This is a genomic window from Paraglaciecola sp. L3A3 (genome assembly GCF_009796765.1).
Classification (GTDB): Bacteria; Pseudomonadota; Gammaproteobacteria; order Enterobacterales; family Alteromonadaceae; genus Paraglaciecola.
In genome coordinates this window covers 4,323,809-4,346,932 of the sequence record NZ_CP047023.1, presented here as the reverse complement: position 1 = coordinate 4,346,932, position 23,124 = coordinate 4,323,809, and the positions used below count along the sequence as shown (strand labels likewise).

Genomic DNA, 23,124 nt, shown 5'->3' with positions numbered 1-23,124 from the left:
CTCACAAAGTGTAAGGTAATGCTGGGGGATGTCAGGCTATTTGGCTTATGTATCAATCTGTCGCAAATATCTTAATTGAGAATTATTGCGCTTAGTTATTATTCCAAGGCATAATACTGCACTGCTTTTTGATACCACAATAATTAGATTATCCATATGACAGAAGATATAAACAATTTAGCCCAGTTATTAGGCGAAAAATTATTTGCAAAAAATTGGCATATTACTTGTGCTGAATCTTGCACTGGTGGCGGGATAGGCTTTGCTATTACAAGTACCGCGGGTAGCTCTGCTTGGTTTAATAAAGGTTTTATTACTTATTCGAATGAAGCTAAGCAAGCAATGTTAGGTGTGCAACAAGATACATTGGTTGAACATGGTGCGGTGTCTGAACAAACTGTTACAGAAATGGCGATTGGGGCTGCTCAACAAGCGGCGGCAAATGTGGCTATTTCGATTAGTGGTATCGCCGGTCCCGATGGTGGTACACCTGGCAAACCGGTAGGCACAGTTTGGTTTGGCTTTTTTGTTGATGGCCAAGTAGTGACTAAAAAGCAGCAATTTAACGGTGACCGCGAAGCAGTAAGAATTAAAGCGATTGAGTTTGCTCTATCTAATACTGTGAAATTGCTGGCTAATTAAGCTGTGGGATCCGGTTTAGAACCAAGCTGGATGTCTTGAAACCTGTGGGAACAGCTTCGTTGAAAAGTAAAAGTCATTTGATTTTTGATGGGGTAAATAATTTGAAGTGTAATATCACTACCACCTTCATTACTCTGATAACTTGACCACGGGTAAGCAGTCGGTGTTCGACGATTCTGACTCTGGCTGGATTCAACTCAAAGTAGCCATTAAAGTGTTAAAAGTAACTTTCAAAATCGACTAAAGTTACTTTGAACGACCTTCCCACAATGTTGCCGTTTATTGATATGTTTGATTTAGGTATCTTATGCAATGTTTTCCAAAGTTTTGTATGGTTTAGCTGATCTCATCTCATCTCATCAATCGAAGGAGCAGTCATTAATACGTGCTCCTTTTGTCTAAAACATTTAATGAAGTAAAAAATCTTTCTCTGCCCATTCCTTCGTTTAGTCAATATTGCCTTAACAACCGTTCCTGAATCGCGATTTATTTTGAGGATACGGCTAAAGTGTCGTTTGCATTACATTTTACTAATCTCTCCCTGTATCTTTGTTTAATATTTAGCTTAGAATTTTTCGAAAAAATCATAAATGCAGAATAAAATATCTTATTTTAAAAATACCTATAGTGACTATTTAAATAGAAAGTGTGATGAAAAATCTTATGATTAAATCTATAGATATGTGTAAAAAAACAACAAACAATGTTTTATACTTGGTATCCTGTTTATTATATGAAGTTTTTGTGTGAGGTTGTTTGGCCTCCATAATTATTAAATTCATATTATCGGCCCATATTAATCAGTAATCAAAAGCATTAGGGACAGTACCCTTTAACTTATATGAGAAGGCATCATGTTAATAAGAAAATCACTTAAATTTGTGTATATTGGCATTATCGCGAGTGTAATTAGTATAGCCGTCCACGCTAAGCAACCCAATATCGTGCTGATCCTAGCCGATGATATGGGCTTTGAATGTTTATCTGCCAATGGTTGTTCTGGTTATAAAACACCAGTACTTGATAAATTGGCTGCGCAAGGGGTTAGATTTGAACATGCTTTTGCTAACCCTAAGTGTACGCAATCACGTGTTAAGTTAATGACAGGACTATATAATTTACGTAACTATAAACGATTCGCTAAGCTTGAGAGAAACCAAACTACCTTTGCCCACTATTTAAAAGACGCAGGTTATAAAACGGCTGTTGCTGGTAAATGGCAATTAGGTAAAGAAATGGACTCTCCTCAACATTTTGGTTTTGAAAGCTCATGGCTTTGGCAACATACTCGCCCTCGTTTACGCGGAGATACAGAGCATGATACCCGTTACCCTAACCCTCAATTAGAATTCAATGGTAAAGCCGTTAATTTTGAAGAAGGTGAATATGGCCCCGATGTTTTAGTCAATCAACTTACTGGATTTATTGAACGTAATCAGAAACAGCCTTTTTTACTGTATTACCCGATGCTGTTACCTCATTGGCCGTTCGATGCGACGCCTGATTCGACCGATTGGAATGCAGAATCTCTAGGTTCAATTTCAAAAAAAGGGCCAGGTGGCATTAAAGATCAAACCAATCATTTTAGAGGTATGGTGCAATATGCAGACAAAATGGTCGGACGTATTGTTGATAAATTAGAAGCCTTAGGTTTACGGGAAAATACGCTTATTATTTTTGTTGGTGATAACGGCACCGACACACCAATAGCTACTCAATGCCCTGATATATTAGTTAAAGGGGCAAAAGGTACATTGACCGACGCCGGTACTCGTGTACCACTAATTATTAACTGGCCAAGTGTCATTCAACCAAAAGTCAATAATACACGCTTAGTTGAGCTTTCTGATATTTTGCCCACCTTGCTTGATTTTACAGGTATACCAATAGCAAAAGATTACCCAGATCATGGTATTAGTTTAAAACCCTTATTATTAAACGATCAGCAGCAATACGCTCAACAGGCTAATAAAAGCCAGATTCAAATTAGCTATAAGAAAGACACTTGGATTAGAAATTTCAATTATGGTGTCAAAATTAGCGATATAGGGAAAGATACTATTTACGAAAAATATAATGGTCACTATCAAACTAAGTCTGTTCAGTTAAATCAGTCATCAACACAAGAAAAACAAATATTTTCAAAATTGCAGGCGTCATTAAAACGTTAATTATTTATATACAGATAATCAGAAACTTACTTTATCTGTAAACTATTATATTTAAAGAGTAATACGATGAAAAAATTATCACTGTTATTGGCGGGTTGCTTATTATTAGCCACGGCAAGCGCACAAAGTAAAATACAAAATGTTGTGGTTATCTTCTCCGATGACCAAGGGTATGAAGACCTTAGCTCTTTTGGATCAAAAAAGGCAGATACACCCAATATTGATCAATTAGCAAAAGAGGGGATGAAATTAACCAGTTTTTATGTGGCGTCTTCTGTTTGTACGCCTTCAAGAGCTGCTTTGTTGACCGGTAGAATGCCGGTACGTGCTGGTGCTCAGCACGTAGTTTTCTCAAGTGCTGCTATTTATGATGGCAAGGGCTTACCGCCACAAGAAATAACGATTGCCGAATTGTTAAAACAAAAAAATTACGCTACGGGCCTTATTGGTAAATGGCACCTCGGTCATGAGAAAGCGTATTTACCCACTGCTCAGGGTTTCGATTACTTCTATGGCCTGCCATATAGCAATGACATGTCAATTGCATCTAATATGGATATAGCCGAAGATATTATTTTAAATGAAGGTTATACCCTTGAACAATTACATGACGATGCCAATCAAATAGCAACAGAAGGTATGGTCGCTTATAAAAGATTAAAGAGAAAAGTACCTTTAATGAGGGGCAATCAGGTTATTGAATATCCCGCTAATCAATCAACCTTAACGGAGCGATATACAAAAGAAGCGGTATCATTTATTAAAGAAAATAAGCAGAAGCCGTTCTTTTTATATTTCGCACATACTTTTCCACATTTACCCATTTTTACCGGGGAAAAATTTAAAGGTTCAAGTAAAGGCGGTGCTTTTTATGATGCAGTACAAGAGATTGACTGGAGCGTAGGTGAGGTAATGAAAGCCTTAAAAGAACAAGGTTTAGATAAGAATACCTTGGTTATTTTCACCTCTGACAACGGACCAAACAGCAAAGGCTCAGCGAAGCCATTACGAGGTAGTAAATTTACAACCTACGAAGGTGGCTTACGTGTACCAGGTATTATTTGGGCACCTACAGAAATAGAGCCAACCGTCAGCGACGAAATTGTTTCAGCGCTCGATTTATTTCCAACTATTGCAAACTATGCAGGAATTGAGTTACCCAAAGATAGAATTTACGATGGGGTTAATATTTCTCGTTTTTTAAGGGGTGAACAAAAAGACTCTCCCCGTAAAGAGATATTTTATTACTCTGCTAATACCAGCACCCTTGATGGCATCAGATTGGGCGATTGGAAGTTTATTTATAAAGGCTTTAATCCAAGCCAACAACAGAAAATTAGCGGCCAAGAACTTAATGAAAAGTTGTATAACATTAAGCTTGATGCGCCAGAAAAACATAACTTAATTAACAAACACCCTGAAAAAGTAAAAGCATTGAAACAACATATGCAGTCTTTCGATATGGCGTTAAAACATGATGTTGAATCGCAATATTAAAAAAGTAATGTGCTTTTAAATTCTCGCTGAGTGTACATTTAATTATTGGAGTTGGTATAACACTTCATCATAGATAGTACTTGCTGTATTTTTAAGCTGTAAATTATACGAATTTGATCGTTTTTGTATCCTTAATGCACGGCTGCAGGGGGGAGGTCCACTTAAATCTCAATAGTGCTAAGTGGACTATTTACGGGAGTAAAATTTATCTTAATACTTTAACTGTCCACAGCCAACGAACAATATAAGAAACACAATGAGTTCCTTCACAAATTTTTAGAGTGATGAAACCCCCAGTATTTATCGATCCTAGTTGAATAAGCCCGTCAACTATCTTAGTCCCAACGGGCTCTGCATTGTATAATTTACTGCGATTTGTCTGAAGTAATTCCTTTCGGTTAAAGGTGTTTAAAAGCAAGACACCATTTGCCTGTCATTGGAGTACCATAAACCTAACAGTTTTAAAAACCGTAAGTGTTCCGATAATTTCTTTTATTAACATTTTTAGAATCCTATCTTTTGGGAATACTATTTAAGGTATACCAAGCTTTGCTATGGAACTCAGATAAGTGCTTACCTAACACAGTTTTTGATACATCAATTTCATATACACGTGATGTTTGTTCTGCAGGTCTATTTTCATCAACCTTGAAATTTTCTATTGTTACGCGGAAAGACTTGCCGTCTTTATTCCAATCTTTAATTGCTGTTTTCTCAACACGCATATCTTTTTCTTCTGAACCATAATTAAAGTTTTCAATGTAGTACCACGAAGTAATTATTAAGCGCTCAAAAGTGTCACGATCTGATTTGCTTATTGCTTTAGAAAAATTAACCTTGAATCCATCTGATTGAGCTTCAACAGAATAAATTGACTGAGGCAGAGTTTCCCCATTGTAAACGATGCGTTGTAAGGCATTTAAGTTGCCGCCTTTAGACCACCATCCTCTACCTGTTTGTCCTACCCATAAACTATTATCTAAAGGTGAGAATGTTAACCTCATTGCCCCTGAAGCAGTAACCGCCATAAAGGGTAACAATGCTGATTGCTCTACCCCGTTTACCGTTTCGATATGCACTCTAAAGATATTTGATTTAGTTTGGTCACCAATGAACATTTGTCCTTCATACGGGCCAAAACCGCCGGCCGTTGTATCCCATACAGGGCTACCAGGTGAATTCATTGCGCGACTATGAGGTAATAAACCGACAGGTAAATCGCGCTTACCTTTCATTTCTTCCCATTGAATATCTGGGCTTGTTGGCGTCTTTCCTGGAACATCGACTAAACTCGCCGGATGTCCATAATAAGCATTTGGTTTTACGACATGCAGTTTCGAGGTACCTTGGAAATCACCTTGATTATCCGTGTAGTAAATTTTGCCCTTGGCATCTATAGCCAAGCCCGCAGGACTTCTCATGCCATTGGCGTAAGGAATAGTGTTGCCGTTAGCATCTACTTTCATTGCCCAACCACGGTAACCGCCACTAGTTCCCATAGTCCCTCCACCGGTATAACTACCAGATAAGCCATGACTAAGATTCAACGTATATAAATATTCATTATCTGACGTTTTAATCGGACCATGTAAATATTCATGATAATTAGCATTAAAACTGAAGCTATCTGATAAGTTGATCCGTGTATCGGCCCAACCATCATCATCCTTATCTGATAAACGAGTTAGCCCTGATTTTTCACCTACAACTATGGTATTTTCATTATCAACAACCACACCTAATGAATCAAAAATACCTTCTGCGAATTGCTGCCAGTTATTGGCTGTAATCTTCCAAACACCTGATGTTCTAGTGCTTACATAGGCACTACCTTGCTCAGTAAAAGCGATACCTAATGGTTCAAACAGTACCTGCCTGCCAAACTTATCATTTGGCGCTAATGCATTTTCTAAACGATAACCCGCAGGTAAATATGTACTTTTACTAGAAGCATCACTCCATACTAGGGGTTGTTTTTCATTACTTTGCTTAACAACCTTATCGTTTAAGTCATCAAATTTAGGTGCCTTTTTAACGGTTGCGCTAAACGTGACCAATTGGTTTACACTTTTGGGTAAATGCCAAACCTTGTCGGTCACTTTACCGTGCGATACCTGAATGTTTATCAGGGAGGTGTCTGCTAAAGATAAGCGTAAAGCTGACGCTGTTTTTATTTTAAAGTTGGCTTTTATTTGATTGTTATCGGTAATGTTTATTTGCGCCGATACATTGTTATTTTCAACACGATAATTAAACCAAGGAATTTCGCCTTGCTCTGTATTCACACCAATAAACCCAGCATCAATTTCGGCCAAATGCTTGGCAAATTCTTTTGTGTCATTTAACCCCGCAATTAAGCTCTCTTTGGTTGTTTCGGTCGGCTCTTTAAAAGAAAAATCTACTGCTTTTCCTGTTGATAAAAGTGGTTGAAATAAGTGGGTGTATGTTGTGGCATCCCACTTTACTGCGCCTTCACCAATCTCACTGGCCTTGTCTGCGCGATTCTTTTTCTCATTTTTTAAAGACAAAAAGCGACCAGACCAAATAAGTTCAACGGCTAAGGTGCGAGGGTCAAAACTGTAGTTACGTGCATTGGGTAAACCAACATGATATGCGCGACCAGATACTTCTGTGCCGATATTAACGCGAACTAACCTTGGCTTGTTACTAACGAGTTCAGCACTTAGATCTTCAGTTAATACATAGGGTTTATCTGGTGCTTCTTGCCAAATAAAAGCAGGCCCTCTATCTTCATTTTTATTCAACGTTTTTAAGTAACTGGCTATTGCAGTGATATCACTATTGGATATTGCCTCTGCATTATATGAAGGCATGATAGGTAAAAATTGTTTCGTCGAATTATCTACGTTATTTCTTACTGCTAAGTGCAATGCCGACTGTCGAAGTGACTGCATTAGGTAGTCATCATCCGCTTTAATATTGGTTATATGTTGCTCTGCACTGTCATACACTCTTATTACTTTTGGATTTTCAGAAAACACACCAAATAAGTTAGGCCCTGATTTTACCGCCTTCGAATTTTTATCTAGCGAATGACACTCTTTGCAGCCCTTATCTTGAAATAGTTCTTTACCGTGTTTTACAAGGTTAAACATGGGTTTACCTGTATTCTCTCCAAGCGGAATTTCAGTACCGGCTTTTAAGGGTTTCGCAGCGGGTATATGGGAAAAATCTTTGACTTCGATAACTAAATTGCGAAAAGCAACTGGGGCGCTATCACCAACAAGGAAAATCGGTCCTTGAGATGTTTCATTAAGATATTGAGCGTCTTGGCTTGGGCCGGTTGCAACTTGTTTTTTATGAATAGATACGCCATTTAATTTTACCGAAATGAACTGCGCATATTCAGTTTTGAACCCGTCTTTATCAAAACGTGGAGCTTTAAAATCTATTTCAAGGGTTTGCCATTGTCCTGGAGGTTTTGAAGGGTTAGCTTTAGGTATAGCACCATCATACCTAACGTTGCGTTCTCGTTCTTCGTCATATCGGTGAGCGAGTCCACCCATACCAGTAGGTCTTATTTTTTTTGCCTTATACATATCCGCTATATTGATACGATACCTGCCGAGAAAATAGATACCCGATTTAGTTTTTGGGGTGATATTAACATCAACTCTGAAATGAAAATCTTTATAAGCTTTTTGTGTTTCTAATAAGTTTCCTTTAGCAAATAAATCACCTTTTGGACGGTTAAATAAAACGGAGTCGCCTTTAGTCAAAGTAAAACCAAGCATGTCGTCTTTAATTAACGCATCACCAACTTTTTGCCACATAGTATTCGGTTTAAAAACAATGCCATCAAAATAATAGTTTTCACTTAATTCTGCCGTTTTGTTGTCAGCTAACGGCGTGTCAGAGAAAGCTCCACAGCCTACTAACAGTATAGGAATAGTGAACAAACCCAAACAAAACAATGGGATTCTAGGTATTAATTTTTTCATTACTTCTCTCTGATAATTTCTAGTATTATTTTGATTGTTAAAGTTTTCTTAACCAAATGTTTCTGAAGCTAACTTTGGAACTATGATCTTGTATTTTTATTGCTTCACAACCATGTTGTTGGTAACTCGGTGCTCCGCGAGAAACCGTGTTTCCTAATATTTCACTATGGTTTTGGATCAATACACCATTGTGAAGAACCGTGATAAAAGCAGATTGGGTTAACTCTTTTTTATTATCAAATCGAGGGGCGGTATAAATGATGTCGTAACTTTGCCATTCCATTGTTGGTTTACTTGCATTCACCAAAGGAATTGACTGTTTATATATCGCGCCAGCTTGACCATTAGCATAGGTTTCATTGCTATGGGAGTTAAGTATTTGAACTTCATACCGCTGTTGAATAAAAATACCGCTATTACCGTCTTTTTGCCCTGATTTATGTTTTAACGAGGTCGGTATCCGCCATTCAATATGTAATTGAATATCGCAGAATTTTTGTTTAGTTCGTATATTTTGAGGTCCTTTGATACGAGGTGGTATCGTCATTACGCCATTTTCAACATCCCACGTTATAGGCTCCCCCATAAACTTCCCATTGGCCTGCTCCCACGCATTCATACTCGTTCCATCAAACAACACAATTGCATCAGAAGGGATACTATTCTCCACTTGGACTTTCTTGACGGGTTGCCAAACTTCGGTAAGGCTAGGTGATATTGAATTGCTCTCTTTTGCAAATACATTTATTGAGGTGGCAATTAGAATACTTAGCAAAGTGTACTTTACACGGTTCATTGTTTTTCCTTAGTAAATAAAACGTCGTGCTTAGCCCGACGTTTGGCTTTGATCTTTTTACCTTCTATATCCAAAGTATAAAGTTGCACTTGTATAAGTAGTTGTAATTAATAAGCGCATACTTTTACACATTTATTTAATATAATATCAACGGTGCATTTACATGGTAAACAATATCTCATATTTAAAACAGTGAATTTAATTACGATTTTTATTGAAAACATAGGTTTCAAATAAAAGAATAAATAATATATTATTGATTCTTAACGAAAATATTATTTCATTCATGCAAATAAATACTAAGAACAACTTAAAGAATAATTATCAAATTTATGCCTAGTTATAATAAAATAGTCAAATAAGTTGTTTTAAAAATAAAGCGATGTTTATTATGTGAATTATGATACTGGGATTTACTGTTAAATAAATTCTTTTAACTTAGTAAAATTTGCACACCTAGCCGAGATTACTTGTCACTAAAAAAAATTTAGCAATGCTCGATAAGGCAATACATGAATAAAATTATTTATTTTACGTTTTTACTCTACTGTCTTCCGTCATTTGCGAAAAAGCTAAATATTATTCTTGTGATGAGTGATGACCAAGGCTGGGGACAAGCTGGGTATTTTGGCAAGTGGCATCTTAATGGCTTAAAGGGTGCAGGTGTTCCTGTTCTAGCAGAGGATCCCTATGGTCCGAACAAATTTGGTTTTAATGAATGGCTTACCGTGACAAACTTTTTTGACCTAAATCCAGTCTTAGGGCATGAAGAGGGATTTAAAGAGTTTGAAGGCGACTCCTCTGAAATAATAGTTGTAGAAGCTTTAAAGTTTATGAAATCGCAGCATGATAATAATACACCGGCATTCTCTGTCATATGGATTGGCTCCCCGCATCAACCCTTTAGTGCTTCAAAAGCAGACATTGAACCTTTTGGAATGTTAGAAAATATCAAGGCGCGAGAGCATCATGCTGAATTAAAGGCGATGGACAGAAGTATCGGGACTTTAAGGGCTGGACTTCGAGAAATCGGCATCGCAGATAACACCATAATTTGGTTTAACATTGACAACGGAGGTTTGGCAAAAAAACAAACGGAAGTTGATTCTGTTGGTGGACTTAAAGGCAATAAGGGATCAATGTATGAAGGTGGTTTAAGGGTGGCAGGAATAATCGAATGGCCATCAATAATTAAACCTCGAATCTCTAAATACCCTGCATCTACCGCAGATATAATGCCGACAATAATTGATGTTCTAGAACTAAGTCGTGACAATATGCTTGACGTTATTGACGGAGATAGCCTCAAACCACTTTTCGAGAATGACCTAAGTATTCGATTAAAACCAATTACGTTTCATTTTAATCAACAGAGTGCCGCAGTAATATATAATGATTACAAAATAATCCAGATGCAAATTGGCGTCGAAGAGTACGAATTATATGATCTGGCAAACGACCCAAAGGAATCCATTAATCTTATTTTTCAAATACCCGATATCGCCACACAAATGAAAGCTAAATTACATGAACTAACATCATCTGTTGAAAAAAGTATTGCTGGAAAAGATTATCCATCAAACAAAGTTTCTAGCAATTTAATCTAGCATAGCCAAAGTATAATTGAGTGGCTGCAGCTTAGAGTTACAAAATCAGTTTGTTTTTATAAAAGCAGATTAACAATATTTGGTACGAAGTAGCTAATTAAAAGGTATCTAATTATGCAGCGCTTTGAGTATTGTTAGACTATTGTTCGTTATCACTTCGAAATCTATTTGTCCTGCTTTAACCCTATATTAAATATATGAAAACTAAAAAATTGCCATTAACGAGTTTAGCTTCGCCGGATTTTTTACAAACTAAGCCGGATCCCACAATGCAGACTTTAATATTTCAAATAAATTTTTAAATTTATCTTGTAACTGTATAACCATACAGTATACTTCTGCCATAACTACTGTATGACTCACTGCATCAGAGCTAGGCTCGACAAGTTGCAGTACAACCACAAAGGATATTCTGATGGACGACAATAAAACCAGAGCGTTAAGCGCCGCCTTAGGCCAAATTGAAAAACAATTCGGTAAAGGCTCTATCATGAAATTAGGCGATAACAAATCTATGGATGTAGAAACTATTTCTACTGGTTCATTAGGTTTGGATGTTGCTTTAGGAGCAGGTGGTTTACCCCTTGGTCGTATTGTTGAAATTTATGGCCCTGAGTCTAGTGGTAAAACAACCCTTACTCTTGAAGTCATTGCAGAAGCACAACGTAACGGTAAGGTTTGTGCCTTTATTGATGCTGAACATGCCCTTGACCCTATTTATGCCGCTAAGTTAGGCGTTGACGTGAAAGAGTTGTTGGTATCGCAGCCTGATACAGGTGAGCAAGCGCTAGAAATTTGTGACATGTTGACTCGCTCTGGCGCTGTTGACGTAATTGTAGTTGACTCGGTTGCTGCACTGACTCCTAAAGCTGAAATTGAAGGCGATATTGGTGATTCGCACATGGGCTTAGCGGCAAGAATGATGAGCCAAGCCATGCGTAAACTAACGGGTAACTTGAAACAGTCGAATACTATGTTGATTTTCATCAACCAAATTCGTATGAAAATTGGTGTAATGTTTGGTTCGCCAGAAACTACAACGGGTGGTAACGCTCTTAAGTTTTATGCGTCTGTTCGTTTAGATATTCGTCGTACTGGTGCGGTTAAAGCCGGTGATGAAATTGTTGGTAACGAAACCCGCGTAAAAGTAGTGAAAAACAAAATTGCTCCTCCTTTCAAACAAGCAGAATTCCAGATCATGTACGGTGAAGGTATTAACAGTCATGGCGAGCTAATCGATTTAGGTGTGACCCATAAAATGGTTGAAAAAGCCGGCGCTTGGTACAGCTACAATGGCGAGCGTATTGGTCAGGGTAAAGCTAATTCAATTGTTTATCTTAAAGAGCATCCAGAAATGGCCAAAGATATTGATACTCGTTTGAGAGCTTTATTATTAGCTAAACCTGTGCCAGTTGAAGAGCCAGCAAAAAAAGATTAAAACTTGAGTTTTTTATGGAGTAAAACAGAAGGGGCTGTTCTGTTTTACTCCATATTTATGTCGAGTTGAGGTTACCGGATTAGTAGGCTTTTTCTACTAGGTTATATCGTAATATATCCCCCATTAATGCTTCCCCACTTTCTGTGTTTATTCCTTTTAATTCAATAGTATAAAGCCTATTCTTGACTAGTTTAGGTAAATCAATCAATAAGGTTTTCTGGTCTTTGCTTATTGTTTGATTTAACACCGCAACATTTTGTAGATCAACTTTTTCAGAACCGTAGTCAGCATGGTAATGATATGTATGACTAGCCACAGTAATTTGTACCTGCTGCTGACTGATAGCTTGCGTAAAATGAATAGCAAAACCGGTTTTAGTTTGACTGACTTTATCGGCTAATAATAACGCCTTTTGATTCCAGCTGATTTTACGAACTCCTTCGTCACCAGCCCAACCTAAGTGGGTTTTGCCTACCCATAAGTTGCCATTGTTATCAAAATCAAACCTATGGTTACCTATGCCTAATGTTTTGCTTTCAATAAATGGAATAAAGGTACCTTGCATAAAACCATTCACTTCATCAGGCAGGTAACGAATTAATCTAGCTTGGTTCATATCACCAATCAGTAACTCGTTTTTAGGTAAACCAAATAACGCAGGGTCTATAGTAGAAATAGGCTGGGTTGGAGAATTGGCTAGTTCACCATGAGGAAACAAAGCTGAGGGTAGGGTGCGTAATTTAGCTAACGCTTCTGCTGACATAGTGACGGGATCTTGTTGCCAATCTTTTTTCCATACTAAAGACGCAGGGTGGCCGTAATGTTTGCCTTCTTTCACTTGATACAAAGGACTAGTGCCCAACCAATCTCCTTGGTTATCTGTGACCCATAATCTGTCGTGTGAATCTACATGTAAGCCATCGGGAGAGCGAAAACCAGATGCAAACGGAATGGTTTGTCCATCAGGCGTAATTTTTAAGATCCAACCTCGATAACTGACTTTAGCAAACATACGACCGGCTTTGAATTTGGTTTCATTCTTCCACGTATCGTTTTGCCAATCTGTCATTTGTTCTCTAGACAACCCGATTGGGCTGAAGTCGCCACGAATTTTTTCAAATATACCTGCAAAATTAGATGCGACGTTTAATGAAATATAATAGTTACCTTTAGAATCACGAGCGGGGCCAAAAGCAAATTCGTGATAATTGCCTGACATACCAAATTGATCAGAAACAGTTTGATAAAAATCTGCTCTCCCATCTTTATCTTCGTCGATTAAACGAGTTAATTCAGGCGTTTGCATTAATACTAAGGCGCCAGATTTTTCTTCAATTAAACCTAAGGGGTTATCAAGGCCTTTGGCAAACTGGCTCCATGTTTGAGTTTTAGGATCGTAAATCATTACCTCACCCGCATAAAAAGCCACCGCTATACGGCCATCTTGCAAGGCTTGTAAGCCTCCGATCTGTGGGTTGATTTGTTTGGGGATAGGGATATTGTCTATTTGGTAATAGTTTTGCCAAGGATCTGCTTGCGCGATGACTTGACTCGTCAACATGATGGCCAATAATGGTAGATACTTTTTCATTGGGTTACCTCGACAGTCACAGTAAAGTTTATGGCTTGAGCTGGACTAAGATGCAGTTTGTTGCCTTCTAGCTTGCCGGTTGAAACGGCTAGTTTGACCTTACCTGTATGACTGAGATCCATTGTGATTGGTTGTTTTACACCGACCATAGTGATGTGGCGCACAAAGCCTAGCTTGTTTTTAATGGCAGAAAATCTTTCTGTGATGGTGATGTCAGCCACTTGGTATACAAACTCAGGTAGTTCGTCTATTAATCGATAACCTTTGAATATTGCAGGTTTGTCTTTGGCAAAAGACCATAGTTGATCGGCGGTCTCTTGGTAAATCAAGCTATCTAGCAGTTCATTTTGTTTATTTTCGCCAGAAAAAAATGAGCGCTTACTTTGATAGGCATAATTTAATCTACTAGTAGCGGTATCCCAACTTAAACCAAAGTCAGCTTGAAAAACGATACCAATAGCTGCTGGGCTACTAAAGGGCATTTTACCTCTTTGGTAATATGGATAGGTTTTAGGTGCAGGTTTAAAAGTAAAGTTGTGACGACTTTTACGTTTAGGTTTGACATCTTTACTTATGGCTAAAATGTACTGATGGATCTCTTTTAGTTTAGTTTCACCTAGGTGGGCCATTGCTGGCATTTGCATGCCTTCAGGCCGTTTTTTACCAGGGTTGTTGGTCCACGCTAAAAAACTCGCTTGGTTTTCTATCGGATAAAGTTTACGTATTTCGATTAAGGCAGGTCCAACCGTGTCTTTTTGTAAATCGTGGCAGGCATGGCAATTGACTTCGAATGCCTGTTGTCCTGTGGTGTTAGCTTGGGCAAAATGCGCCCAAGCTAAACTAGATAACAAAGACACCAACAAAGGTAGGGGGTGTTTCATAGATATTCTCTGTTTGAGTAAATTAAAGTTTTCTTGCCCAGATGTTACGGTAACTGACTTTATCCCCATGGTTTTGTAGAGAAATAGGAGCGCAGCCATGAGGTTTTTTATATGAAGCTTTGCCTCTGTAAGTGGTGCTACCTTGGATTTCTGTATTATTTTGAATCAGTACACCATTATGTAAGACAGTGACATAGGCTTTAGACTCGACTTCACCAGAATCAGCGAATGTTGGAGCTTTATAAATAATATCGTATGTGTTCCATTCACCTGTGGGTTTAGTTGCATTGACTAAAGGAATGCTTTGTTTATAAACAGAGCCAGCTTGGCCATTTGAATAAGTCACATTTTCATATGAATCCAGTACTTGTATTTCATATCGACCTTGGATAAATATTCCGCTATTGCCAACTTGCTGACCGCTTTTCCCTGCGATCTTGGGTGGCGAACGCCATTCAACATGTAATTGCATGTCACAAAACTTTTCTTTAGTGGCTATACCTGTAGTTTTAGTGGCAACTGTCATTGTGCCATTTTCTACAATCCATTTAGCTGGGCCTTCATGACCATTCCAGTTATCTAAATTTGTGCCATCAAATAGCACAATAGCGTCAGATGGCACTGGATCGGTGCTGACAACTGCAGGCACTGGCTGCCACACTTCTGTCAGTTTAGGATCAATTTGTTGAGAATCTTGAGCAATGGCGATATTTGCCAAGGACGAAAGAGCTAGTAACGTTGGAAATTTTTTCATAATTCTTTCTCTATTGTTTTAGCAGTAATGTTAACTTTATTATATTTGGTAAGGCCAGTGTATACTTTTTAATATTTGGTAAGGCCAGTTTTATATATTAAAACATAGTTTTATTTTTAATTCATATAAAGATTTATTGCCAAATTTTTACATATTTAACTCGGTATTAGCCCAAACATTTATCGTCTGGTAAAGCAGAAAACCATTTATTTGATTCATTACTTCGTTCTCTGGCTAGTTAATTGAATGGTGTTAGACATGCCATTATCTAAATTAACTTTTACTGTTATCACTCCGGCTTTATCTGTGCTTTGTATTAGTGCCATTGCCTTGCCTTGGGGACTATCCACACTATCTCGAGAATTATCTACATTCATTTCCCAGCCATTATCTACAGCCAATAATGTGCCAGCCCCAGATAATTCGAAGTTAACTTTATGATTTTTCGAGTTGACTAAATTGCCAGCTTTGTCGAGTAACTGCACATGTACGTGGGACACATCATATTGGTCAGCAAGTAGTGCCGTTTTAGTGGGAGTTAATCTGATGGAAGCTACTTGGCTATGAGTATTTAAGCTATATTCAGCTTGTTTAACACCTTGATTATAACCCACGACTTTTAACTCGCCTGCGTTGTACGGAACCTGCCAGAACAAAATACGATCGTTTTCGTCAGACAATTTTTGTTTACCCAAAGATTTGCCGTTTAAGAATAATTCGCTTTCTTCGGTGTTTGAGTAAACATGTACCATGACTTCTTGGTTAGCTGGGTAATTCCAAGTTTCGCTGACATTAAACCATTCCCATTTGCGTAACCACTGCATTCTTTTATTAGGGTGCTTACGTTCTGTAAACTGCCAGCCTTTGTCGGCATCAAATTGATATTCAGATTTTTCTGCTTCAATAGTAGCCAAATAGACTTTAGGTTTATCTAGCCAAAAAGTTTCGAATTGATGACCTCTAGGTGTCTTGTTACCGGCATAATCAAAAAATGATATTTCTAAACCTTTACGTGGCCATGGGCCGGCTTCGCCCTTATAGGCAAACCCAGTCCAAACAAATATCCCCGGGACAAATTCACGCTCAAGAACGGCTTGCCATTCAGGCCAAGTTCCCCAGTTTTCTGAGCCTATTATTGGTTTATTTGGGTAGGTTTTATGAGCTATATCGTATTCTTTTGCTCGATAATTTAATCCCACTACATCTAAGGCATCGGTATAACCACTCACGTAACTCACTGACGGTATCACTAACCCAGCAGTAACAGGCCTCGATGTATCTAGCTTTTTCACTATGTTTGACAAATATTGTGCTGTTAAGGCTAGTTGATCAGGCTCAGTACCTTTATTCTTGTCGAACTTAGCTTTGATTTTTTCTGCATCATAAAGTGGTGGCGTTTTGTGGTAATCGCTATCGCCAGGTGAATATACCAAAGATTTTTGGTAATAAGGATAAGTCCATTCTATTTCGTTACCTATGCTCCACATAATGACAGATGGGTGGTTATAATCTCGTTTGATTAGATCGGTTAAATCGGTTTCTGCCCATTGTGAAAAATGTTCAGTGTAAGATTTTACGTCATCACCTTTACCGGCATTATCACTTAAAAATACCACACTTTTATCTTTAGCTTTTAACCAGTCGTCGAACATTTCGACCATCACCAGAAAACCCATTTCGTCAGCTAAGTCTAGTAAGTCGGGCGAATGGGGGTTATGGGATAATCTGATTGCATTGGTACCAATTGATTGAAGTTTTTCTAAACGGTAACGCCAAATTTCTTTCGGTACTGCGGCACCAATCACACCAGCATCGTGGTGTAAATTTACACCTTTTATTTTAGTTTGCATGCCGTTTAACAAAAAGCCTTTATTAGTATCAAATTCGATATTACGTATGCCGAATGTGTGTTTACTGATATCTAATTGTTTTCTTTGGTCGCGCAGAATAACTTGCGCAGAATATAATTTGGGTGCGTCTAGTTGCCATAGTTGAGGCCGTTTGACTGTGAGCTTAGAGTCAATTGATACCTTACCTTTGGCTGTGACTTTTTCACTCGACTTAGCCACAATTTCGCCGCTTTGGTCGAGCAAATTAATATCTAAATACATTGGCTTAGAATTGTTTGGGTTGATAGTTAACTGGCTATTGATGGTTACTGTTGCTTGTTTCTTGTTCACTTTGGGCGTTAATATTTGTACCCCCCAATGGGCAATATGATTTCGACTGGTTTTAACTAAACGCACATCTCTGTATATACCAGAACCTGTATACCAACGAGCATCATTATAAGCGGTGCGATCAACTCGAACCGAGACCAAATTTTTACCTGCAACGGCATATTCAGAAAGGTTAATAGCAAAACTGCTATAACCGTTAGGCCTATGACCAGCAAAGTGTCCATTCACCCAAATTTGTGAGTTGTTGTAAATACCATCGAATTCTAACCAGATGGCTTTTGATAAATCAGCTTTTTCTAGTTCGAAGGTTTTACGATACCAGCCAATTCCGCCTGCTTTAAAGCCGGTACTCGATGCCCCTTTTGTTTGGCTGTAGGGTAAACTCGCCGACCAGTCATGGGGGACTTTGACAGTTGACCAGCCATGGGAGTCAGCAGAGGTACTGTTAGGCAAAAATGCACTTTCTACTTCGCCAAGATGAAATTGCCAATTAAAATTGAAGTCTACGATTTCTCTAGACTCTGTTGTTGATTTTGCATGAGATATGCCACTAATACATACACTCAAAAGGCTAATTAAAAAAATAAGTAATTTCATTGCGCTCAACTTTTTAGCTTGATGGATTTTATGAATAAAAAGTGTTAATTATATAAGTTGTGAGTATAGCCAATATAATTGTTAATTTTATTAACAATTATATTCTAAGCAGATGAGAAAAGTTAAATATCACTGGGGTGATGAAAAGTGTCACTAATATGACTAGTTGTTTGCATTTAAATTTCATTATTCAAATGCAAACCTTGTTGTGTGGCTTTATTTGAGCTGTTTATTTTTCTCTTTCCGCAGGTTCTGGCTCGTTTTTGACAAATAATAAGATGAACACGCCTAACATGATAGCCATGTCAGCCACATTAAAAATACCTGTTCTTAGGGAGCCTATTCCTAAGTTTAAAAAATCGATAACCGCACCATTATTTACCGCTCTATCATAAAAATTGCTAATGCCACCAGAAAAAATAAGCGATAAAGAGGCTATGCCCATTAGAGGTTGGGTTTTGGTTCTAAATATATAAACTAATAAAGCCAATAAAATGAGTCCAACCGCACAAACAAAAATCCAAAATTTTGCTGCATCGCTGAGGCCGCTGCCTAATCCTAAAAAAGCTCCGGTATTTTCTACGTAACCGATTCTTAATGTGTCAGCTAAATAGCTAGTCATTTTAAATTTGGGCAAATATTCAGCTGCATACCATTTTGTACCTTGATCAATCATTACACTAATGAGAGTAATAATTGAAAACAGCCCGGTTCTTTTTATCAATGTCATTTTCTATTTGCCTTTGAGTGAATTGTTTTAATGCTTGGTAATTATTTGGCGATTATTCCATGTTCTTTATATGAACGTCTATTTTGTGTAGACAATTTTATTGATTATTTATCGATGCCGGATTGTCATATTTATGTTAAATTTGTCGCGATTGCCTGACCTGATTGATGTTCTTACGGCAAGTCATTGAATTTTTAGTGAAAATAGGAGCTATTTATGAAAAAAGTTGAAGCCATAATTAAACCTTTTAAATTAGACGATGTGAGAGAAGGTTTAACCGAGCAAGGTATTACTGGGTTAACTGTTTCTGAAGTGAAAGGTTATGGTAGACAAAAGGGGCACACAGAAACTTATAGAGGTGCTGAATATAATGTCGACTTTTTACCTAAAATTAAACTTGAAATAGTGTTGAGCGATGATCAGTTAGATCGCTGTATTGAAACTATCATCAGCACAGCTAATACAGGTAAAATCGGTGATGGTAAAATTTTTGTATTTAATGTGGAACAAGCCATCCGTATCCGTACTGGAGAAGTCGGTGATGAAGCTGTGTAAGCACGGTTAAAATATAATAAAAATAATTAGAATACACACAACCTTGAATTGAGAATAATTATGCAAGAAATCAATAGCGCTGTAGAAACTTTAGTGCAAAGCTCGAACACCTATTTTTTACTGATTGGCGCTATCATGGTGTTTGCCATGCATGCTGGTTTTGCTTTTTTAGAAGTGGGGACGGTACGCCACAAAAACCAAGTAAACGCTCTAGTTAAAATCATTACTGATTTTGCAGTGTCCTGTATAGCCTATTTTTTTATTGGCTATTGGGTCGCTTACGATACAACTTTTTTTAGCAGTGCTAGCGAATTAGCGTCGAATAATGGTTATGACCTGGTCAAATTCTTCTTTTTGATGACTTTTGCTGCAGCCATCCCCGCTATTATTTCAGGTGGTATTGCCGAGCGAGCGAAATTTTATCCCTTTCTAATTGGCTCTGCATTTATTGTTGCTGTGGTATATCCATTTTTCGAAGGCATAGTTTGGAACGGTAATTACGGCCTGCAAGATTGGCTACAACAAACTACAGGTGCAAGTTTTCATGATTTTGCCGGCTCTGTTGTTGTGCATGGTTTGGGCGGCTGGCTAGCGTTAGTTGCGGTTTATTTTCTAGGATTAAGAGCGGGGCGAATTAAAGACAATCGTTTAGTCGCTTTTGCTCCATCAAACATTCCATTTTTGGCACTAGGGACTTGGATCCTATGTATTGGTTGGTTTGGTTTTAATGTGATGTCAGCACAAAGCATGGATGGCATAAGTGGCTTGGTAGCAATGAATTCTATGATGGCTATGGTAGGTGGTGTCATTGCTGCTTTGTGGGTTGGTAAAAATGACCCAGGTTTTATTCATAATGGTCCACTTGCTGGCTTAGTTGCTGTGTGTGCTGGTTCAGATGTGATGCACCCAATTGGCTCCCTTTTTGTAGGACTGATTGCTGGTGTTATTTTTGTGACATTATTTACTAAGATTCAACAAACTAAAAAGTTTGATGATGTGTTGGGTGTGTGGCCATTACACGGTGTTTGTGGTGTGTGGGGTGGTTTAGCCACTGGTATCTTTGGCCTAGAAGCCTTAGGTGGTTTAGGTGGTGTATCTTTTGTTGCTCAATTAATTGGTACTGTAGCGGGTGTAGTGGTTGCAGTTGTGGGCGGTTTTATTGTCTACGGAGTACTGAATAAAGTGACAGGTTTACGTTTGAGTCAAGAAGATGAGTTTAATGGCGCAGACTTGAGTATTCATAATATTGGTTCGGTGAATCACGACTAATCTTTAGTAAACAAACTTATAGCTCTTTGCATATAGGATTTATACAAAGATCTTATGCAAAGAGCTTTTTTATTTTTTGTCTCCCTTCTAAAAAGATACCTTGTATTCAGTTACTGAATAAAAATCATCATTTGCTTTTAAAGTTGTACTAGGAAAATTAGCTTGGTTTGGGCTGTCTGCGTAAAATTGACTTTCAAAACATACACTTTCGTAAGCCTGATAAATCGCGCCATTTTTACCTTTCATATCTGCAAAATGATTAGCTGTATATATTTGTATGCCTGGCATAGAGGTGTGTATTTGCATTTCGACACCAGATGCAGAGCTAACAGCTGTTCCTGCATAATTTGCATCTTTTTGTATCGGATTGAAGTTGTCTAAGCACCAGTTTTTATCTATGCCATTAGCATTTTTTATTTGTGGATGAGCCGAAGATAAAGGCTCCTTGAATGCTGTCATTTGGCTTAGATCAAATGGGCTGTTTTTTACTGGGGCAATCTCCCCAGTAGGAATGCCGTTGTCATCAGTAGGCGTGTAGTGACTTGCTGCTAACAACACCTGATGCTCGGCAACACTGCCACTATCGTGACCAGCTAAATTAAAGTAGCTATGGTTAGTGGGATTAAACAATGTATCTTGATCACTTTTGGCAAAATATTCTAATCGTAATGTATTTTCTTCTGTCAGAGTGTAAATCACTTTAACTTGAATCTTGCCAGGGAAACCTTGGTCGCCGTCAATACTGGTTATAGTAAATGCTACCGATGGGTTTTTATCTTCAGATATTACTTCTGCTTGCCAAACATATGAATGAAAACCTTGTTTTCCGCCATGTAAACAATTACCGGCTTGATTCACATCAACTTGGTATTGAATGCCGTTTAAAGAAAACTGACCTTGAGCAATACGATTTGCATATCGACCCACTGTGGCACCAATATAACTCTGATCAGCCAAGTACTCATCTAATGTGTCGAAACCTAAAACAATGTCTTTTTCTCCATTTTTTGTGGGCAGTTTCCAGCTTTTCAAAATGGCTCCAAGGCTTATTATGTCAACTTCCACACCTTGTTGGTTAGTGAGAGTGTACTCATCGACGATTTGTCCGTTTGCTAAGGTTCCGAACTGACTATGTTTGATCATGATTTTTGTTCCAATGTGCTTTGAATCGAACTCGCCCAACCTTTTAAAAGTTTGCTGCGAAGTTGTGGTTTTATATTTGCTGTAAATGCTTCTTGAATAAATTGACGATTGTAATACTCGCTAAGTATGCCGCACCTAAGGCGGTAGTTTCCATTATTTTATGCCGTGAACCCCAATATCTAAAATATTAGCTAAAAATTAACATAATCAGTTGCCCCGCAGTGCCATCATAATATTTAAGTGCGCTTAAACTCCTGCTGAATAGCGGCAATAACAGATGAGTCGGTGGTAAATATAATGGCTCTGGTTGAAATGGTGCCTTGCTCTATCGACAGAATATAATTATCTGAGAACATGGGCACTCCTTTATTTTTGCCGTTGTAAGGTACAAACGGATTCTGCTAATCCCGTGTAGGGGGTTTGGTAAACAAATAAGTTGCCATTACTAGGTTCTTGCTCAATTTTATCTGTGCTTAAATTCTGCCTAGCAGAGGTGACAAACAGATGTTGTAAATCAGGCCCGCCAAATGCAACACAACTAGGTTGTTCACAAGGGGTATCTAAAACCAATAATAATTCACCAGTAGGTGAATAACGTTTAATGGTACTGCTACCCCATTGGGCGTTCCACAGGCATCCTTCACTGTCTATACATGAACCGTCAGGAAAAGCATGCTTATCGGTATTGATGAAGGGAGAAGCCGGCTGCAATTCTCCAGTGTTTTTATTCATATTTGCTTTGATGATGGTTTGCGTAGGAGAATCAGCAAAATACAAAATATCACCAGAGGGATCCCAGCACAGTCCATTAGCCACTTTAACTTGCTCAATCACTTTAGTAACTTGCCTGTTATTGTCTAGGCGATAAAGTGCTGCTTTAGCACGATTTTCGTCGACGCCTTCGTCTTCCATCATAGTGCCGGCCCAAAATCGTCCTTGGCGATCAACTCGACCATCATTTAGCCGTGTATGTACATATTCAGATTCAATCTTTGCAATCCATTCTATCTGTCCACTTAGAGGATGAAAAAATGCGAATCCAGATTCAAAACCACAAATAAACCACTCTTGTTCAGTGGTGAAACCGAAACAACCTAAGCGCTCTGGGCATTCATATTGATTGGTGACAATACTGCCAAATTTCCAGCTATACATTTTGTTTTGTTGAATATCGGTCCAAAAAGCAGTTTGTGTGTCTTGCTGCCAAATTACCCCTTCTCCTAGGGTGTTGGCTACCGGTAGTTCTTGAATGAGTGTGATAGATGTGGTCAATCGTAAGCCTTTAGAGTTCAATTAGTTAGCAGAATCAGT

The 23,124-nt window shown here is 38.1% G+C and carries 16 protein-coding genes; 7 read left to right on the top strand and 9 right to left on the bottom strand.

All coding sequences use genetic code 11. From position 1 onward, the window contains the following. The first annotated feature begins 156 nt into the window (after positions 1 to 156). From pncC to GQR87_RS18045, 3 genes are all read left to right on the top strand, one after another. Positions 157 to 642, top strand: coding sequence for a nicotinamide-nucleotide amidase (pncC, locus tag GQR87_RS18055; protein WP_158971775.1), 486 nt, complete (start codon positions 157 to 159; stop codon positions 640 to 642). A gap of 854 nt (positions 643 to 1,496) precedes the next feature. Next, positions 1,497 to 2,813, top strand: a complete 1,317-nt coding sequence (locus GQR87_RS18050; protein ID WP_158971773.1) for a sulfatase-like hydrolase/transferase — start codon at positions 1,497 to 1,499, stop codon at positions 2,811 to 2,813. Between the two features lie 66 nt (positions 2,814 to 2,879). After that, positions 2,880 to 4,310 (top strand): sulfatase, encoded by a 1,431-nt coding sequence (locus GQR87_RS18045; RefSeq protein WP_158971771.1) that lies wholly within the window; start codon positions 2,880 to 2,882, stop codon positions 4,308 to 4,310. 512 nt (positions 4,311 to 4,822) lie between these two features. On the opposite strand, the gene GQR87_RS18040 is transcribed toward GQR87_RS18045, so the two are convergent. Further along, the gene (locus GQR87_RS18040) at positions 4,823 to 8,272 is read right to left on the bottom strand and encodes a family 16 glycoside hydrolase (RefSeq protein ID WP_158971768.1); all 3,450 of its coding nucleotides are present in this window, start codon (positions 8,270 to 8,272) and stop codon (positions 4,823 to 4,825) included. A 37-nt stretch (positions 8,273 to 8,309) separates the two neighbouring features. Beyond that, the gene (locus GQR87_RS18035) at positions 8,310 to 9,068 is read right to left on the bottom strand and encodes a DUF1080 domain-containing protein (RefSeq protein ID WP_158971766.1); all 759 of its coding nucleotides are present in this window, start codon (positions 9,066 to 9,068) and stop codon (positions 8,310 to 8,312) included. A gap of 512 nt (positions 9,069 to 9,580) precedes the next feature. Here GQR87_RS18035 and GQR87_RS18030 point away from each other — a divergent pair. Continuing rightward, positions 9,581 to 10,675 (top strand): sulfatase-like hydrolase/transferase, encoded by a 1,095-nt coding sequence (locus GQR87_RS18030; protein WP_158971764.1) that lies wholly within the window; start codon positions 9,581 to 9,583, stop codon positions 10,673 to 10,675. A 415-nt stretch (positions 10,676 to 11,090) separates the two neighbouring features. Then, entirely contained in the window at positions 11,091 to 12,113 is a 1,023-nt protein-coding gene (gene recA / locus GQR87_RS18025) for a recombinase RecA (protein ID WP_158971762.1), read from the top strand. Positions 12,114 to 12,192: 79 nt separating this feature from the next. Here recA and GQR87_RS18020 read toward each other — a convergent pair whose 3' ends face one another. The 5 genes from GQR87_RS18020 to lspA all read right to left on the bottom strand — a co-directional run bounded on the left by GQR87_RS18020 (position 12,193) and on the right by lspA (position 18,846). Next, positions 12,193 to 13,704, bottom strand: a complete 1,512-nt coding sequence (locus tag GQR87_RS18020; RefSeq protein WP_158971760.1) for a hypothetical protein — start codon at positions 13,702 to 13,704, stop codon at positions 12,193 to 12,195. Continuing rightward, entirely contained in the window at positions 13,701 to 14,585 is an 885-nt protein-coding gene (locus GQR87_RS18015; protein WP_158971758.1) for a c-type cytochrome, read from the bottom strand. Before GQR87_RS18015 ends, GQR87_RS18020 begins: the two co-directional genes overlap by 4 nt. A gap of 22 nt (positions 14,586 to 14,607) precedes the next feature. Beyond that, positions 14,608 to 15,339 (bottom strand): DUF1080 domain-containing protein, encoded by a 732-nt coding sequence (locus GQR87_RS18010; protein ID WP_158971756.1) that lies wholly within the window; start codon positions 15,337 to 15,339, stop codon positions 14,608 to 14,610. Positions 15,340 to 15,557: 218 nt separating this feature from the next. Then, positions 15,558 to 18,116: a sugar-binding domain-containing protein gene (locus tag GQR87_RS18005; protein WP_158971754.1), complete on the bottom strand. Its 2,559-nt coding sequence runs from the start codon at positions 18,114 to 18,116 to the stop codon at positions 15,558 to 15,560. A 229-nt stretch (positions 18,117 to 18,345) separates the two neighbouring features. After that, on the bottom strand, positions 18,346 to 18,846 hold the full coding sequence (gene lspA / locus GQR87_RS18000) for a signal peptidase II (RefSeq protein WP_158971752.1): 501 nt from the start codon (positions 18,844 to 18,846) through the stop codon (positions 18,346 to 18,348). A 216-nt stretch (positions 18,847 to 19,062) separates the two neighbouring features. On the opposite strand from lspA, the gene GQR87_RS17995 reads away from it, so the two are divergent. After that, positions 19,063 to 19,401, top strand: coding sequence for a P-II family nitrogen regulator (locus GQR87_RS17995; RefSeq protein ID WP_158971750.1), 339 nt, complete (start codon positions 19,063 to 19,065; stop codon positions 19,399 to 19,401). Between the two features lie 60 nt (positions 19,402 to 19,461). Beyond that, complete coding sequence (locus GQR87_RS17990) at positions 19,462 to 20,670, top strand: ammonium transporter (protein WP_158971748.1); 1,209 nt, start codon at positions 19,462 to 19,464, stop codon at positions 20,668 to 20,670. Positions 20,671 to 20,757: 87 nt separating this feature from the next. Here the strand turns inward: GQR87_RS17990 and GQR87_RS17985 are convergent, their stop codons facing one another. Both GQR87_RS17985 and GQR87_RS17980 read right to left on the bottom strand, forming a co-directional pair. Next, the gene (locus GQR87_RS17985) at positions 20,758 to 21,813 is read right to left on the bottom strand and encodes an aldose epimerase family protein (RefSeq protein ID WP_158971746.1); all 1,056 of its coding nucleotides are present in this window, start codon (positions 21,811 to 21,813) and stop codon (positions 20,758 to 20,760) included. 366 nt (positions 21,814 to 22,179) lie between these two features. Next, the gene (locus GQR87_RS17980; protein ID WP_158971744.1) at positions 22,180 to 23,085 is read right to left on the bottom strand and encodes an SMP-30/gluconolactonase/LRE family protein; all 906 of its coding nucleotides are present in this window, start codon (positions 23,083 to 23,085) and stop codon (positions 22,180 to 22,182) included. Positions 23,086 to 23,124 lie beyond the last annotated feature (39 nt).